The organism is Nitrobacter sp. NHB1, assembly GCF_036964665.1.
Classification (GTDB): Bacteria; Pseudomonadota; Alphaproteobacteria; order Rhizobiales; family Xanthobacteraceae; genus Nitrobacter.
The window spans coordinates 2771735-2786281 of sequence record NZ_JBAMDA010000001.1; the positions used below are offsets into that span (position 1 = coordinate 2771735).

Genomic DNA, 14547 nt, shown 5'->3' on the forward strand with positions numbered 1-14547 from the left:
GGCGAAATCCTCGTGAACGCGGGAAGCGTGCCACGATCCGGACCTAGCAACGATTCATTAAGATTCGGTTGGGCGTCGCGCGATCATCGGCGATGGATGAAGTCGGATCGTATGTTGCAGCCGCTCTATTGCTTTATTGCAGATTGGTATTGAATTCGTAGGCCTGCTTGCCGCCTACCAGCGTCAATTTCAGGGCGGCGCCTTCCGGGCTCGTGTTCGCCGGCAGGCCGTCGAGCTTGAACGAAAACCGTTTCACGCCGCGCGGGGCGTGATTGAGCTGCGTCGGAATCGGCAGCGCCCAGTCCGGCGTCGGGCCTTCGACGAACAGGCTGACGTCGTCCTTGGGACTCGCGCTTGCGACATCGACCGTCACGGTGGACTGTCCCTCGCGCTTGACGTCACGGATCGTCAGCGGGTTGGGATCGCCGATCCGGGCCGGCTTCGGCACCGTATCGAGCGCCGCGGCCAGCGCGCTGTCTTCCGCGCTGGCGACGCTGGCGAAAGCAAGCTCCATGCTGGCTTCGGCGGGAATGCACAGCTTGTCGCACACAGCGAAATTGACGGTCGCGCGGAGCGTGATCGGCTTGTCGGCATTCGTGGCGACGATGCGTAGCGGCAGCACGACATGATTCTTGTAGCCGAGCGAGTGTCCGCCCGCGCCATCGGGAAATTTCGACGGCGCGGGCCACAGAACGGTCACGGCGTCGATGTTGTCCGACTTGGAGAAATCGAAACGCGGCGGCACGCCGGAGTCGCCCGGCGTGCGCCAATAGGTTTTCCAACCCGGTTCGAGCTGAAACGCGACGCCGCCGAGCAGCACAGCACCGCTGCGCGAGCCCGCGAGCAGGCGGACCGCGGCGTGGCTGCCCTGCTGCCATGGCGAGGCATCCTCGGCCGTCGCAGCGGTCGAAAGCGCACAGGAAAGCGCACAGGCCAGCAACGCGACCGCAACGCCGGGCACCGCGTGGAGGGGAACCTTAGTGATCATGCGATGTCTTTACCGGCTGGTGCCGCGCCAAACCATTGAATTGCTTGTGATCCGGGTGTTTGGCGGCGGCGGGGAGGTTGATTGACAGAACAGGCATCCAATATCAGGATGGAGGCAACATGAGGGTCATTTGCTGATGGGTGCAGCGCGAAAAAGGCCCGGCACGGGCCGTCGCCAGACTGACGACGCGGACACCGGCGTTCCGGACCAGAGCTATCTGGACGGCCAGTTGCTGATCGCGATGCCGGTCATGGAAGATGAGCGGTTCGCGCGCTCCGTGATCTACGTTTGCGCGCACTCGTCCGAGGGAGCGATGGGTATCATCCTCAATCGGCCCGCCGGAAGCCTCGATTTCACCGATCTGCTGGTGCAGCTCGATATCATCAAGAGATCCGACAGCATCAAGCTGCCGGAAACCGCCGAGGCGATGAAAGTGATGAAGGGCGGCCCGGTCGAAACCGGCCGCGGATTCGTCCTGCATTCGAGCGATTTCTTCATCGAGGATGCGACGCTGCCGATCGACGAGGGCGTTTGCCTGACAGCGACGCTGGATATTCTGGAAGCCATTGCGAAAGGCGCCGGCCCGAAACATGCGATCCTGGCACTCGGTTATGCCGGATGGGCGCCGGGCCAGCTCGAGACGGAAATCCAGGACAATGGATGGCTGCATTGCCCGGCCGATCCGGACCTGATCTTCGGCCGCGATATCGAGGACAAATATGCCCGCGCGCTGCACAAGATCGGCATCGACCCCGGCATGTTGTCGAACGAGGCCGGCCACGCCTGAGCGGGCAGATTTGAATTTGACTGGCTTTTTCCATGTCATTGCGAGGAGCGAAGCGACGAAGCAATCCAGTCTGAGTTCACGGCACTGGATTGCTTCGCTGCGCTCGCAATGACGGAGTCTGAACGAACTCGGGCAAGGCAGTCTAGAGCCTTTTCGCTTCTGACGGAATCAGAAGCGGGGCTCTATGATTTTGATTTGACGCGTTTTCTTGACGCGAACCGGTATCCACTTTGCTCGAAAACGCTCTAGTTCGCTGCTTCAAGCCGTTCCTGGGCCAGGAGCCGCATCGTTGCATCGGCGTCCATCGGCTCGCCAAAGGCGAAGCCCTGCGCGTATTCGCAGCCCAGTTGATAGAGTTCCACCGCATCGGAGTCGGTCTCGGCGCCTTCGGCGACCACATCCATGCCGAGATCGTGCGCCAGCGCGATGATCGACTTGAGAATGACGGGCCGGGTCCCGCGGCTTGTGGTGCGGACGAACGACTGGTCGATCTTGATGGTGTCGAACGGGAAGCGCTGCAGATAGGACAGCGAGGAATGGCCGGTGCCGAAGTCGTCGAGCGCCAGCCCGACGCCGAGTTCGCGAATCCGTTGCAGCATTTGCGCGGCATGTTCCGGATTTTCCATGACCAGCGATTCCGTCAGTTCCAGCTTCAGCGTGCCGCGAGCGATCGACGAGCGCGACAGCACGGCGCGGATGTCGTTGATCAGGTCGTGCCGTAGCAACTGGCGCGAGGAGACGTTGACGCTGGCGAAGATCGGCGTCTGGGACCGCATGGCGCGTTGCCAGACCGCGAGCTGGCGCGCGGTCTGGTCCATCACGAAGGCGCCGATATCGACGATCAGGCCGGCTTCCTCGGCGATGGTGATGAACTCGTCCGGCGCCATTCGCCCGAGCTTGGGGTGATCCCAGCGCGCCAGCGCTTCGAATCCGGCGATCGCGCGATCCTCCAGCCGGACGATCGGCTGGTAGAGGATGGCGATTTCGCGCCGCTCGATGGCGCGCCGCAACTCCGCTTCGAGCGTCAGCCGGTCGGTTTTCCGGGCCCGCATCGCCGGCTTGTAGACGTCGATGCGATCGCCGCCGATGCGTTTGGAATGGTACATTGCCAGTTCGGCGTCCTTGACGATCTCCTCCGTCACTTGCGTCTGCGGGTCGCTCAGCGCGAGCCCGATCGATGCGGTCAGGAAGATCTCCCGGTCGTTGAAGGCGATCGGCGCGCGGATGGTCTTGCGGATGGTTTCGGCGAACGCGGTAATGCGCGCCGGGTCCTGCTCCGACAGCAGGATGAGGCCGAACTGGTCGCCGGCGAGCCGTGCCAGCGTATCCTGGGCTTTAAGGATACGCGTCAGCCGCCGCGCCAGCGTCAGCAGGATCGAATCGCCCACCGCGACGCCGACGGAATCATTGACCTGCTTGAAGCGGTCGAGATCGATCACCATCAGGGTCGGCCGCAGGCTGGGCGTGGTCTTGGCGAAGGTCGCGACCGCGTTGAGGCGGTCGATGAACAGCTTGCGGTTGGGCAGGCCGGTCAGATTGTCGTGCACCGAGTCGTGCAGCATCCGCTCCTCGGCTTTCCTGGCCTCGGTGACGTCGGTGAGGGTGCCGACCACGCGTGAGACCTCGCCGTCGGACCCGACCACCGGGCGCGCCTTCAGCGCGAACCACATGAAGTGGCCGTCGGGGGTGCGCAGCCGGAAGTCCTGCACCAGCCGTCCGCGGCGCTGATCGAGCACGCTGTCCAGCGCGGCGCGGAACCGGTCCTGATCGAGCGGATGCAGCACCTCCAGCCAGCTCGCCGCCGGGCCTTCGAGCGTGCCGCGTTTCAGGCCGAGCAGGCTTTCGGTCTCGGGACTGGTGAAGACCTTGTCGGCGGAGACGTCCCAGTCCCAGACCAGATCGCCCGAGCCGGTCAGCGCCAGCGCGCGGCGCTCGACGTCCGACACCACGCCGGCGATGGCGCCGCCGCCGGCGAAAGCGTGCTGCATCACCGTGAACCCGATCAGCATTACGATCAGCACGAGGCCGCCGAGCAGGGACGGGCCGACGATGTCGTTGGTGACGTAGCCTTCAACGGTCATTCCGGCGGCGCCGACCCACACCACCAGCAGGAACCAGGTCGGGATCAGCAACACCGCACGGTCGAAGCCGTGAATCGCGAGATAGACGATCAGCCCGAAGCCGAAGACGGCAATCAGCGCGAGCGACATCCGCGCGATGCCGGAGGCGACCGCGGGATCGAACAAAGCCAGCGCCACCAGCGAGCCGAGGAACGCGAGCCAGCCCAGGGTGATGTGCGAATAGCGGACGTGCCAGCGGTTGAGATTGAGATAGGCGAACAGGAACACCAGCAGCGTTGCCGCGAGCATCGCCTCGCCCGAGGCACGCCAGATCCGCTCGGCGCCGGCCGACATGTCCAGCACCTTGCCCCAGAAGCCGAAATCGACGCCGATATAGACCAGCACGGCCCAGGCTAGCGCGGCGGCGGCGGGGAACATGATGCTGCCCTTGACCACGAACAGGATGGTCAGCACCAACGCCAGCAGCCCGGAGATGCCGATGACGATGCCCTGATACAGGGTGAAGGAATTGATCTTGTCCTTGTAGGCGTCGGGTTCCCAGAGATAGAGCTGCGGCAGCTTGTCGGTGCGCAGTTCCATGACGAAAGTAATGACGGCGCCGGGATCGAGCGTGACGCGGAAGACGTCGGCGGTGGCGCTCTCCTGCCGCTCCGGACGATCGCCGGTCGAGGGCGTGATGGTCGCGATGCGCGATTGTCCAAGGTCCGGCCAGAGCAATCCCGACGACACCAGGCGATAGTGCGGCGCCACGATCAGGCGGTCGAGCTGATCGTCGGTATTGTTGGCGAGCGCGAACACCACCCAGTTCTGGCCGCCTTCGCGCGCGCGCACCTCGACGCGGCGGACGATGCCGTCGGTGCCCGGCGCGGTCGAGACCTGAATGCGGTCGGAGTCGCTGTGCTGATGATCGAGGACGGCGGTGAGGTCGATTGCGGGCGCGTCGCTGCGGACGCTGACGGCGTCGATCGCGCGTGCCGGCGATGCCGCGACAAAAATCATGAGGGCCAGCGCGAGACACGCAAGCCACCTGACCGGACGCAATGTCAAATCCCCCACGTTCAACAGACACTCCCGCCGCATTGCGCGCGAGACGAATCGGGACCCGCGCCAACACGACGCTGCAAGACGACGCTGGATGTCACAGAATGAAAGCGAATTCGCGCGAAGCCGCCGTCCGCCTTCGCCGAACCCGCCGGCCGCGCGCGATAGATGACATAATTGCGAAGGAAATTATAGGCTTTAGCAGGTTCGCAGGGGTCTAAACCGTCAACACAATTTTGCCAATATGTGCGCCGGTTTCCATCCGCCGGTGCGCGTCCGCCGCCTTTTCGAGCGGGAAGCTGCTGTCGATCAGCGGCTTGATTCGTCCCTCGTGCATCAGCGGCAGCACCCTGGCCTCGATGGCGCTGACCATCGCGGCCTTGTCGGCTACTGAGCGCGGCCGCAGCGTCGAACCGGTATGATGCAGCCGCTTCATCATCAGCTTGGCGAAATTGGCGGTTGCCTTCGCACCATTGAGGAACGCGATCTGGACGATGCGGCCCTCGATCGCAGCGACGTCGTAATTCTTCTCGATGTAGTCGCCGCCGACCATGTCGAGGATGAGATCGGCGCCGGTGCCGCCGGTCAGTGCCTTCACCTCTACGACGAAATCGTGGGTCTTGTAGTTGACGGCATGATCGGCGCCGAGCCCGAGGCAGGCGTCGGCCTTGTCCCTTGAGCCGACGGTCACGATCACCTTCGCACCGAAGGCCTTTGCAAGCTGGATCGCCATGGTGCCGATGCCCGACGAGCCGCCGTGGATCAGCAGCGTCTCGCCGGCCTTCAAAGCGCCGCGCTCGAACACGTTGTGCCACACCGTCATCAGCGTTTCCGGCGTGGCGCCGGCTTCGAGCATCGACAACCCGGCGGGGATCGGCATCGCGACCGATTCATGCGCGACGCAGTATTGTGCGTAGCCGCCGCCGGAGACCAGCGACATCACCTTGTCGCCGGGCTTGTATTTGCTCGCGCCTGCGCCGAGCGCCGCCACCTCGCCGGCGACTTCGAGGCCGGGCAGATCGCTGGCGTCGGGCGGCGGCGGATAGGTTCCGGATCGCTGCATGACATCCGGCCGGTTCACGCCGGCGATTGCGACTTTGATCAAAATTTCGTTCGGACCCGGTGCGGGAACCGGGCGGGTTTCCGGCACCAGGACCTCGGGGCCGCCGGGCCTGTCGATGCCGATCACGGTCATTTGCTCAGGGAGCTTTTCCATGGTTTGTCACCGGCAAAACGCGGGAAATTCGACGAGGTCCCCGATTATAGCGTTTTCAAGCGAAGCGGGCACCGGTTCGCGTCAAGAAAACGTGTCAATCATGGACCGTTGAGCACAAGCGGGGGCAGGATGCATGGCCATCGAGGATGACGACAAGCCGAAGAAAAAGATCGCCCACGAAATCGGACAGGATCTTTCGCTGCTCTCGGTGGAGGAACTCGGCGAGCGTATCGCGCTGCTGACGGCCGAGATCGAGCGCCTGCGCTCCGCAGAGGTTAAGAAGCGCGCCTCGAAGGACGCCGCCGACAGCTTTTTCAAATCCTGAGAAATTTTGCGCCTCCTCAAGGAGAGGGGAAGACAGAACCGCGTTGCCCAAATTGCAAACGAAAGCTGAAGATAATCGTTCGTTTACGATTGATTAAGCTTTCTGGACTATGACTGGGATGTCCTTGATTGGACGCCGAGTGGCTTCCTGTCCACTCTGTTTGACGCCTCCCTGTTATCAACTTCGGCCGCCGGAAACGGCGGCTTTTTTTTGCTTTGCGACTTTTTTTGCTTTGCGTCATCCGCCCGCGACAGCGTTGCGCGCCGTATAAATTAACCTTTGCGGACACCTTCGCTGGACTCCCGCCGTCGGGCAGGCAATGATTTGTTCATCATAAGATAAGCCGGCGCCCGAAAAAGCCGGCAAGCGGCGTTAGCGCGTATTCCGCAAAAGTGGATACCGGTTTTGCGATCAGAATATGCGCAAGTATTGGTTGAGAGCATTTTCTTGACGTGAACCGGATGCCACTGAGCCGGAAAATGCTCTGGAGCGGGATGAGGAAAAGTGTGGAGCGGTTTTCCGCCCGCATCCCGCTTCTCAAATATTGGAATCGATCACGATGATTTTGGATCGATTCGATCCAAAATCATCGTGATCTAGTTGTGTGAGGCGTGAACCATGTCCGATCCATCGGTCTGCGACACCGGTCTTGTCCAGTTCAGCGAGCATCTCGCCGGCTCTTCCGCGTTTACCGCCCTGTTCCGGGAGGGCATGGATCTGGTCGAGGAAACCGCCGCCTATCTCGACGGTGACGGCCGCACCGACGCCAGGGCGCTCGAACGGTCCATCAGCCTGACCTATGCGACCGAAAGCATGCGTCTGACCACGCGGCTGATGCAGCTCGCATCGTGGCTCTTGCTGCATCGCGCCGTGAAGGAAGGCGAGATGACGCTGGCGCAGGCCAACCGCGAAAAGACCAGGGTCAAGCTGACGGCGGCCGATCCCGGTTCGCAGGACATGGTCGGGAAACTGCCCGGGCCGTTGCAGGACCTGATCGCGCGGTCGATGAACTTGCAGACGCGGGTGCGCCGTCTCGACACCACCATCCATGCGCCGGCCGCCGAGCGGGGACCGGCCGGCAATCCGCTGGTGCCGCAACTCAACCGTCTCAGGGAAGCCTTCGAGCGCCAGATCGGCTGACAGGCATTGAGGCTGACAGGCCATTGAGAAGGTTTCGGCCGTATCGTCCGGAAATCCTGACGTCCCGGGTTGACGCCTCAAGCCCAGAGAACCCAGGTTCGGCGAAAGCTCAAGTGCGGCGAAAACGCTCTCGCGTGGCGGAAGCGTTCTGAAAACCCGCAACCTGAAACCGCTCAGTCCTTCTTGAGGAAGCCCGAGAACTTCTTCTGGAACCGGGAGACGCGGCCGCCGCGATCGAGGAGCTGCTGGGAGCCGCCGGTCCAGGCCGGGTGCGACTTGGAATCGATGTCGAGGTTCAGCGTGTCGCCGTCCTTGCCCCAGGTGGAACGGGTCATATATTCCGTCCCGTCGGTCATCACGACCTTAATCGTATGATAATCGGGGTGAATTTCGGCTTTCATGGCTTGTCCTTGCGATGCGAAGAGTTTTCGGCAGATTTGGGCCGCTCTATATCGCACCAAGGGTTGACGGACAAGCCGCGCCTGCGCATTTGCCAGCGCGGGCAGCGGGGCCTATTAGGTGCTTTCCATCAGCAATAGCGTGGTCAGGCGGATGAGTTCGGTAGAAGTGCGTGAGAATACCTCGAAGGCCGCGGCCATTGCGCTGCCGCCCGATAGCGCTCCGAAGGCCGGAGTCGCAGCGGCCGAACCTGCCGTGGCCGATCAGACCGCGCCGCCGACCAGCGCCGCCCGCCGTGTCCCGTTGCGCCCGCTGCTTGCGCTCATGCCCTATATCGCCCGCTACCGCGGACGGGCGCTGCTGGCGCTGGTCGCGCTGGTCGTCGCCGCGCTGACGACGCTGGTGGTGCCGCTCGCGGTACGCCGGATCATCGACTTCGGCTTCACGTCCGAAGGCGTCGCGATGATCAACAACTACTTCAGCATGATGATCGGCGTCGTGGCCGTCCTCGCCGGCGCCAGCGCGGCGCGTTATTTTCTGGTGACAACCACCGGCGAGCGCATCGTCGCCGATCTCCGGCGCGACGTCTTCGCCCATCTGATCTCGCTGTCGCCGGTGTTCTTCGACACCGCCCGCAGCGGCGAACTGGTCTCGCGTCTGACCGCGGATACGACCCAGATCAAGTCCGCGGTCGGCTCCTCGATATCGGTCGCGTTGCGCAACGTGGTGCTGTTCCTCGGCGCGGCTTCGATGATGGTCATCACCAGCCCGCGGCTGTCCCTCCTGGTGCTGGCGGCGATCCCGCTGATCGTGCTGCCGCTGGTCGCATTCGGACGCTGGGTGCGCCGCTTGTCGCGGAGCGCGCAGGACAATCTTGCGGAAGCCACGGCCTATGCCTCCGAACTGGTCGGCGGGATCAGGACGGTGCAGGCCTACACCAACGAACGGCTCGCCGATGTCCGTTTCGGCGGCGAGGTCGAGCAGGCCTATATGGCGGCGCGCAATTCGGCGCGCGCCCGCGCCGTGCTGACCGCGATCATTATTTTCATCGTCTTCACCAGCGTGGTCCTGATCCTCTGGATCGGCTCGCGCGACGTTCTGACCGGCGACATGACGCCGGGCCGGCTAGGCCAGTTCGTGCTGTATGCCGCGTTCGCCGCGACCGGCCTCGGCCAGCTCAGCGAAGTCTGGGGCGAGGTCGCCGCCGCATCCGGCGCGGCCGAGCGCCTGTTCGAGCTTCTTCGCGTCAAGCCGGTGATCGCGGCGCCGCCGGCGCCGCGCGCGCTGCCGGTGCCGCCGCGCGGCGATGTCGTGCTGGACGACGTCAGCTTCGCCTATCCGTCGCGGCCGCAGGTCAAGGTGCTCGACGGCGTCTCTCTGGCGGTGAAGGCCGGCGAGAAGGTTGCCATCGTCGGCCCGTCCGGCGCGGGAAAAAGCACAATATTTCACTTGCTGCTGCGTTTCTACGATCCGGCCACTGGGACCATCTCCTTCGATGGCGTTCCGCTGCGCTCGGCCGATCCGCGCGAGATTCGCGCGCGGATCGCGCTGGTGCCGCAGGATTCGGTGGTGTTTGCCGCGTCCGCCCGCGAGAACATCCGCTTCGGGCGGCCGGATGCGTCCGACGCCGATGTCGAGCGTGCCGCCGATCTCGCCCATGCCACCGAGTTCATCCGCCGCTTGCCCGGCGGCTTCGAGGCGCTGCTCGGCGAGCGCGGCGTGACGCTGTCCGGCGGCCAGCGTCAGCGCATCGCCATCGCCCGTGCGATCCTGCGCGACGCGCCGCTCTTGCTGCTGGATGAGGCGACGTCGTCGCTTGACGCTGAATCCGAGACCCTGGTGCAGACCGCGCTGGAAGAACTGATGCGCCACCGCACCACGCTGGTGATCGCGCATCGTCTCGCAACGGTGCTGTCCTGCGACCGGATCATGGTGATGGATCAGGGGCGGATCGTGGAGCAGGGGACACACGCCTCGCTGGTGGCCGCGAACGGACTGTATGCCCGGCTGGCGCGGCTGCAGTTCGAAGGGGTGTGAGGCATATGCTGCGTCATGCCCGGACTTGATCCGGGCATCCATCCCCTCTGAAAAACCTTTTCAAACGATGGATTGCCGGGTCAAGCCCGGCAATGACGATATGGAAGGCTTCAGGGCTTCCATTCCATGCGCTTGACCGGCCGTCCCGACGTCGGATTGACGTCGTCGCCTGCGTGCGCGAACCCGTTGCGCGTGTAGAAGCGGATGGCGCGCTCGTTGTCGGCGTTGACCAGCAGCGTAATTCCCGCCGGCGACCGCCGTTTCGCCTCATCCATCAACGCGCCGGCGATGTCACCGCCCCAATGCGCGGGGGCGACCGCGAGCTGGTCGAGATAGCCCGCCGCATCGATGGTGACGAAGCCGGCCAATTCGCCGGAGTGCTCGGCGACGACGATGTCGGCGTTCGGTACCAGCTCGTTGCGCCAGCGCTCGCGCCACCACGGCACGCGGGCCGCGAAATCGATCGCGGGATAGGCCCGCTGCCACGTTGCCTGCCACAACGCGATGGCGGCGTCTTCGTCGGCGGGGGCGTAGGGACGAAGTTTGAACGACTCGGTCTCTTGTTGGGGCATGATCTTACCCGAAAACCGCAAGCCCGCTTGTCGAGATCATGCCCTCACCGTTCCGTCAGCTTCAGCTCGATGCGGCGGTTGCGCTTGTAGGCCTCCTCCGTCGTGCCGGTATCGAGCGGCTGGAATTCGCCAAACCCGGCGGCGACCAGGCGCTGCGGCGGCACGCCGCGCGACACCAGATACTGCACCACCGAGATCGCGCGCGCCGACGACAATTCCCAGTTCGACTTGAAGACCGGGCTGTTGATCGGCCGGACGTCGGTGTGGCCGTCGACCCGCAGCACCCAGGCGATCTCGTGCGGGATCTGCTTGTCGAGATCGATCAGCGCGCCGGCCACCTTGTCGAGCTCGGCTTTTCCTTCCGGCAGCAGCGTCGCCTGTGCGGTATCGAAAAACACCTCCGACTGGAACACGAAGCGGTCGCCGACGACCCGGATATCCGGCCGGTTGCCGAGAATGGTGCGCAAGCGCCCGAAGAATTCCGATCGGTAGCGCGACAGTTCCTGCACCCGCTTCGCCAGCGCGACGTTCAGTCGCTGGCCGAGATCGGCGATGCGATTCTGCGACTCCTTGTCTTTTTTCTCGGAGGCATCGAGCGCGTCCTCCAGCGCCGCCAGTTGCCGGCGCAGCGCGCTGATCTGCTGGTTTAGCACCTCGACCTGCGCCAGCGCGCGGGCCGAGATCTGCTTCTCGGAATCCAGCGCCTTGTTGAGTTGGGTGTTGCGGCCGGCGGCATTGTTGCCGGCGTTGGCGAGGCCGTCATAGAGGCCCTTGACCCGGTCGCGCTCGGCCTCCGCCGACGCCAGCCCCGCGCGCAACTGGCCAACCTCGTCGCTGAGGCTGATCTTGCCGAGTTTTTCCAGCGACAGCAGATCGTTCAACTGCGCGATCTGGGCGGTGAGCTGTTCGAGCGCCTTGTCCTTGCTGGTGACTTGCTGCGACAGGAAGAACTGCACCACCAGAAACACCGACAGCAGAAAGACGACGGCAAGCACCAGCGTCGAGAGGGCATCGACGAATCCCGGCCAGTAGTTGAATCCGCTCTCGTTCCGGCGCCCGCGTGCAAGGGCCATCATATGTCTCTTATGCTGTAGCGTTTTCGAGCGAAGCATGTTCTCGGGTTTGACCCGAGGGCGAATACCGGTTCGCGCGAAGAAAGCGCGTCAAATCAAAATCATAAAGCCCCGCTTCTGATTCCGTCAGAAGCGGAAAGGCTCCGGTTAGGCCTCTCCCCCGGCCAAGGGAGACGTCGAGCGCGAAGCGTCGGCCGGGGAAAGCGGGACTGTCAGTTCTTCTTCCGGCTGTTGTGCGAGATACTCCAGCAGCTTTTTGATCTCGCGGTTTTGCTCGCCCTGTCCGTCGGCCCATTCGCGGATCATCTGCTGTTCGCTCCGCATGTGGGTGACGAGCCCCTGAATGGCCGCCGCGAGGCTGGCCATTGCGGAGGTTGTGTCGTGGCCGGATCCCGCCTGCTCGACGCTGGCGCGAAGCTGGTCGATCGCGGTCTTTATCTCGGCCGACGGATCGGCCCTGGTCTCGTCGCCATACTCGCGAACGGTGGTGGCGAGCCAGTCCTCGAGGTCGGTATAGAAGCGGTTCTGCGCCTGACTGGATTGCAGGTCGAGAAAACCGAGGATCAGCGATCCAGCGAGGCCGAACAGCGACGACGAAAACGAAATGCCCATGCCGCCAAGCGGCGCGGCGAGGCCTTCCTTCAGCGTGTCGAACAGCGACCCGGCGTCGCCGCCGACCTTCAAGCCGTCGATCACCTTGCCGACCGAGCCGACGGTTTCGATCAGGCCCCAGAACGTGCCGAGCAGGCCGAGGAACACCAGAAGGCCCGTCATGTAGCGGGAGATATCGCGGGCTTCATCGAGCCGGGTGGCGATGGAATCGAGCAGATGCCGCATGGTCTGCTGCGAGATAGACATCCGCCCGGTGCGTTCGCCCCCGAGGATCGCGGCCATCGGCGCCAGTAGCCGCGGCTTCCGGTCGGAAGCCCGCCCCGGATCGCCGACGCGGAAATTGTTGACCCACGCGATCTCGGGATAAAGCCGGATCACCTGCCGGAAGGCAAAAATGATTCCGACCGCCAGCACCCCTGCGATCAGCGCGTTAAGGCCGGGATTGGCGAAGAACGCTGAAACGATCTGCTTGTACAGGATCACCAGCACCAGGGTACACAGCACGACGAACACCAGCATGCGCACCAGGAATATCCGTGGTGGCGACAGCTTGGTCAGTTCGATCTCCGGTGCGGAGCGGGGGGCCGTGCCTTGCGCCATGAGTGAGCGTGCTTACCCGTTAGGAGAGGCTGAGAGTCGAGACCAGCCGCATTATGGCACGACGTCGCCGGCAAAAAATAGCCGTTCCAGCGGCTTTGCCTGCTGTTGCTGTGTGCACGCGAACCGGGTTTGAATCGTGGCGTAGCTGTTTTGCCCACCGATAATTTCGTCTACGGAACATCTCGGGACGACGGCTCGGATGCATAGGCGCGCGTCTGCTTACCAATTTGTTTCAATTTGTATGGAACCCGGCTCACGACTGTGTGAATCCGCAAAACGGACGTGACTTCAAGACGATAGCGTTGTGTGACATTGCGCCGCCGCCAAAGCGTATTGCATCGCAATCGTTGCTGGCTAATCTGAAACGCATCAGTTCGTGCGGATTCGCATACGACACTGCGAGGCGTCATGCTTCGCGGAATGCGAGGTTGTGCGTCCGCATCACGGGGTTCCAAGATATCAATGCCAAGATTTAATTCACGACTGACGTCCGTCGCTGTTTTGCTCGCCGGATTGTCACCGCTCCTTGGCGGCTGCGACGAGCCGGCCACGGCGGAGGCCTCGACCGGAGCGATTACCCCGGAAGTCAGCGTCGTAACGGTGGTTCCGAAACCTCATGCGATGGTGCGCGAACTGCCGGGCCGGATCGCGCCGCTGCGCGTTGCCGAGGTGCGCCCGCGCGTGTCCGGCATTATCACCAAGCGCCTGTTCGAGCAGGGCAGCGAGGTCAAGGCTGGCGATTCGCTGTATCAGATCGATCCAAAACCGTTCGCGGTCGAAGTGCAGGCGGCGGAGGCGGCGCTGGCAAAGGCCAATGCCGTATGCGAGCAGGCGTCGCATCATGCGAGGCGCATCGAGAAACTGACGGCCCGGCACGCCACCTCCGAGGCCGAAAACGAGAAAGCGATCGCCAACATGCGCCAGGCCGAGGCCGATGTCGCCGGCCGCAAGGCGGACCTCGAGCGGGCGCGGCTCCATCTCGATTACACCACCATCCGCGCGCCGATCGGCGGCGTGGTTGGTGCGGCCCAGGTCACCGAGGGCGCACTCGTCGTCCAGAACGAGACGGCCAGCCTTACGACGGTGCAGCAACTCGACACCATCTACGCCGACTTCACCCAGTCGGTGGGCGAACTCAACAACCTGCGCCGTGCATTCGAGAGCGGCGAACTGGAGCGCATCGCACCCGGCGCGGCGAAAGTCCGCCTCGTGCTCGACGATGGAACGCTCTACCCGCTGCCCGGAAAATTCCTGTTTTCCGAAGCCAAGGTCGATGCCTCGACCGGGCAGGTGACGCTGCGCGGCGAATTTCCGAATCCGAAGCGCGAACTGCTGCCGGGTATGTACGTCCGCGTGCTGCTGGAGCAGGGCGTTGACAGCGATGCGATCGCCGTTCCGCAGCAGGCGGTGCAGCGCGACACCGGCGGCGGCAGCGAGGTCTTTGTCGTCAAGGACGACGGTCGCGTGATCGCGCGCCCGATCCGGACAGCTTCCGTCCAGGACGGGCTGTCGATGGTCAGCCAGGGACTCAAGGCCGGCGACCGCGTCGTGGTCGAGGGCTTCCAGAAATTCGCGGCCGGCGACAAGGTTCGCACCGTGATGTGGGCGGAAGCCGATGCTTCGCGGGAGACCGGAGCGCTGACGGGCAAGACCACAGTCGCCCGGCAGTAGCGGAT

12 protein-coding genes are annotated in these 14547 nt (G+C 63.8%); 5 read left to right on the top strand and 7 right to left on the bottom strand.

Translation table 11 applies throughout. The features are described from left to right. Positions 1-133: 133 nt before the first annotated feature. A complete protein-coding gene (locus V4R08_RS12905; RefSeq protein ID WP_335579716.1) occupies positions 134-988 on the bottom strand; it encodes a protein-disulfide reductase DsbD domain-containing protein in 855 nt (284 codons plus the stop codon). Between the two features lie 136 nt (positions 989-1124). Between V4R08_RS12905 and V4R08_RS12910 the strand changes: the two genes are divergently transcribed. Beyond that, positions 1125-1775: a YqgE/AlgH family protein gene (locus V4R08_RS12910; protein ID WP_335579717.1), complete on the top strand. Its 651-nt coding sequence runs from the start codon at positions 1125-1127 to the stop codon at positions 1773-1775. A 245-nt stretch (positions 1776-2020) separates the two neighbouring features. Here the strand turns inward: V4R08_RS12910 and V4R08_RS12915 are convergent, their stop codons facing one another. Next, positions 2021-4897, bottom strand: coding sequence for an EAL domain-containing protein (locus V4R08_RS12915; RefSeq protein WP_335579718.1), 2877 nt, complete (start codon positions 4895-4897; stop codon positions 2021-2023). 217 nt (positions 4898-5114) lie between these two features. Beyond that, the gene (locus V4R08_RS12920; protein ID WP_335579719.1) at positions 5115-6113 is read right to left on the bottom strand and encodes an NAD(P)H-quinone oxidoreductase; all 999 of its coding nucleotides are present in this window, start codon (positions 6111-6113) and stop codon (positions 5115-5117) included. A 133-nt stretch (positions 6114-6246) separates the two neighbouring features. On the opposite strand from V4R08_RS12920, the gene V4R08_RS12925 reads away from it, so the two are divergent. Beyond that, positions 6247-6438, top strand: coding sequence for a DUF1192 domain-containing protein (locus V4R08_RS12925; RefSeq protein WP_335579720.1), 192 nt, complete (start codon positions 6247-6249; stop codon positions 6436-6438). 618 nt (positions 6439-7056) lie between these two features. Then, positions 7057-7578: a protease adaptor protein RcdA gene (rcdA, locus tag V4R08_RS12930; protein WP_335579721.1), complete on the top strand. Its 522-nt coding sequence runs from the start codon at positions 7057-7059 to the stop codon at positions 7576-7578. Positions 7579-7751: 173 nt separating this feature from the next. Here the strand turns inward: rcdA and rpmE are convergent, their stop codons facing one another. Continuing rightward, a complete protein-coding gene (rpmE, locus tag V4R08_RS12935; RefSeq protein ID WP_011511916.1) occupies positions 7752-7979 on the bottom strand; it encodes a 50S ribosomal protein L31 in 228 nt (75 codons plus the stop codon). A 151-nt stretch (positions 7980-8130) separates the two neighbouring features. Here rpmE and V4R08_RS12940 point away from each other — a divergent pair, with 151 nt between their 5' ends. Continuing rightward, positions 8131-10014, top strand: coding sequence for an ABC transporter transmembrane domain-containing protein (locus tag V4R08_RS12940; protein ID WP_335579722.1), 1884 nt, complete (start codon positions 8131-8133; stop codon positions 10012-10014). A 110-nt stretch (positions 10015-10124) separates the two neighbouring features. Here V4R08_RS12940 and V4R08_RS12945 read toward each other — a convergent pair whose 3' ends face one another. The 3 genes from V4R08_RS12945 to V4R08_RS12955 form a co-directional block, all read right to left on the bottom strand. Continuing rightward, the gene (locus tag V4R08_RS12945) at positions 10125-10586 is read right to left on the bottom strand and encodes a GNAT family N-acetyltransferase (protein ID WP_335579723.1); all 462 of its coding nucleotides are present in this window, start codon (positions 10584-10586) and stop codon (positions 10125-10127) included. 44 nt (positions 10587-10630) lie between these two features. Further along, positions 10631-11659 (bottom strand): peptidoglycan -binding protein, encoded by a 1029-nt coding sequence (locus V4R08_RS12950; RefSeq protein WP_335579724.1) that lies wholly within the window; start codon positions 11657-11659, stop codon positions 10631-10633. Positions 11660-11806: 147 nt separating this feature from the next. Then, on the bottom strand, positions 11807-12871 hold the full coding sequence (locus tag V4R08_RS12955; RefSeq protein WP_335579725.1) for a flagellar motor protein MotA: 1065 nt from the start codon (positions 12869-12871) through the stop codon (positions 11807-11809). A gap of 462 nt (positions 12872-13333) precedes the next feature. Here V4R08_RS12955 and V4R08_RS12960 point away from each other — a divergent pair, with 462 nt between their 5' ends. Next, the gene (locus V4R08_RS12960; RefSeq protein ID WP_335579726.1) at positions 13334-14542 is read left to right on the top strand and encodes an efflux RND transporter periplasmic adaptor subunit; all 1209 of its coding nucleotides are present in this window, start codon (positions 13334-13336) and stop codon (positions 14540-14542) included. Positions 14543-14547 lie beyond the last annotated feature (5 nt).

Coding starts and splice junctions, on each gene's coding strand:
- V4R08_RS12905 (WP_335579716.1), bottom strand. CDS start 988: ATGATCACTAAGGTTCCCCTCCACGCGGTGCCCGGCGTTGCGGTCGCG.
- V4R08_RS12910 (WP_335579717.1), top strand. CDS start 1,125: ATGGGTGCAGCGCGAAAAAGGCCCGGCACGGGCCGTCGCCAGACTGAC.
- V4R08_RS12920 (WP_335579719.1), bottom strand. CDS start 6,113: ATGGAAAAGCTCCCTGAGCAAATGACCGTGATCGGCATCGACAGGCCC.
- V4R08_RS12925 (WP_335579720.1), top strand. CDS start 6,247: ATGGCCATCGAGGATGACGACAAGCCGAAGAAAAAGATCGCCCACGAA.
- rcdA (WP_335579721.1), top strand. CDS start 7,057: ATGTCCGATCCATCGGTCTGCGACACCGGTCTTGTCCAGTTCAGCGAG.
- rpmE (WP_011511916.1), bottom strand. CDS start 7,979: ATGAAAGCCGAAATTCACCCCGATTATCATACGATTAAGGTCGTGATG.
- V4R08_RS12940 (WP_335579722.1), top strand. CDS start 8,131: ATGAGTTCGGTAGAAGTGCGTGAGAATACCTCGAAGGCCGCGGCCATT.
- V4R08_RS12945 (WP_335579723.1), bottom strand. CDS start 10,586: ATGCCCCAACAAGAGACCGAGTCGTTCAAACTTCGTCCCTACGCCCCC.
- V4R08_RS12950 (WP_335579724.1), bottom strand. CDS start 11,659: ATGGCCCTTGCACGCGGGCGCCGGAACGAGAGCGGATTCAACTACTGG.
- V4R08_RS12955 (WP_335579725.1), bottom strand. CDS start 12,871: ATGGCGCAAGGCACGGCCCCCCGCTCCGCACCGGAGATCGAACTGACC.
- V4R08_RS12960 (WP_335579726.1), top strand. CDS start 13,334: ATGCCAAGATTTAATTCACGACTGACGTCCGTCGCTGTTTTGCTCGCC.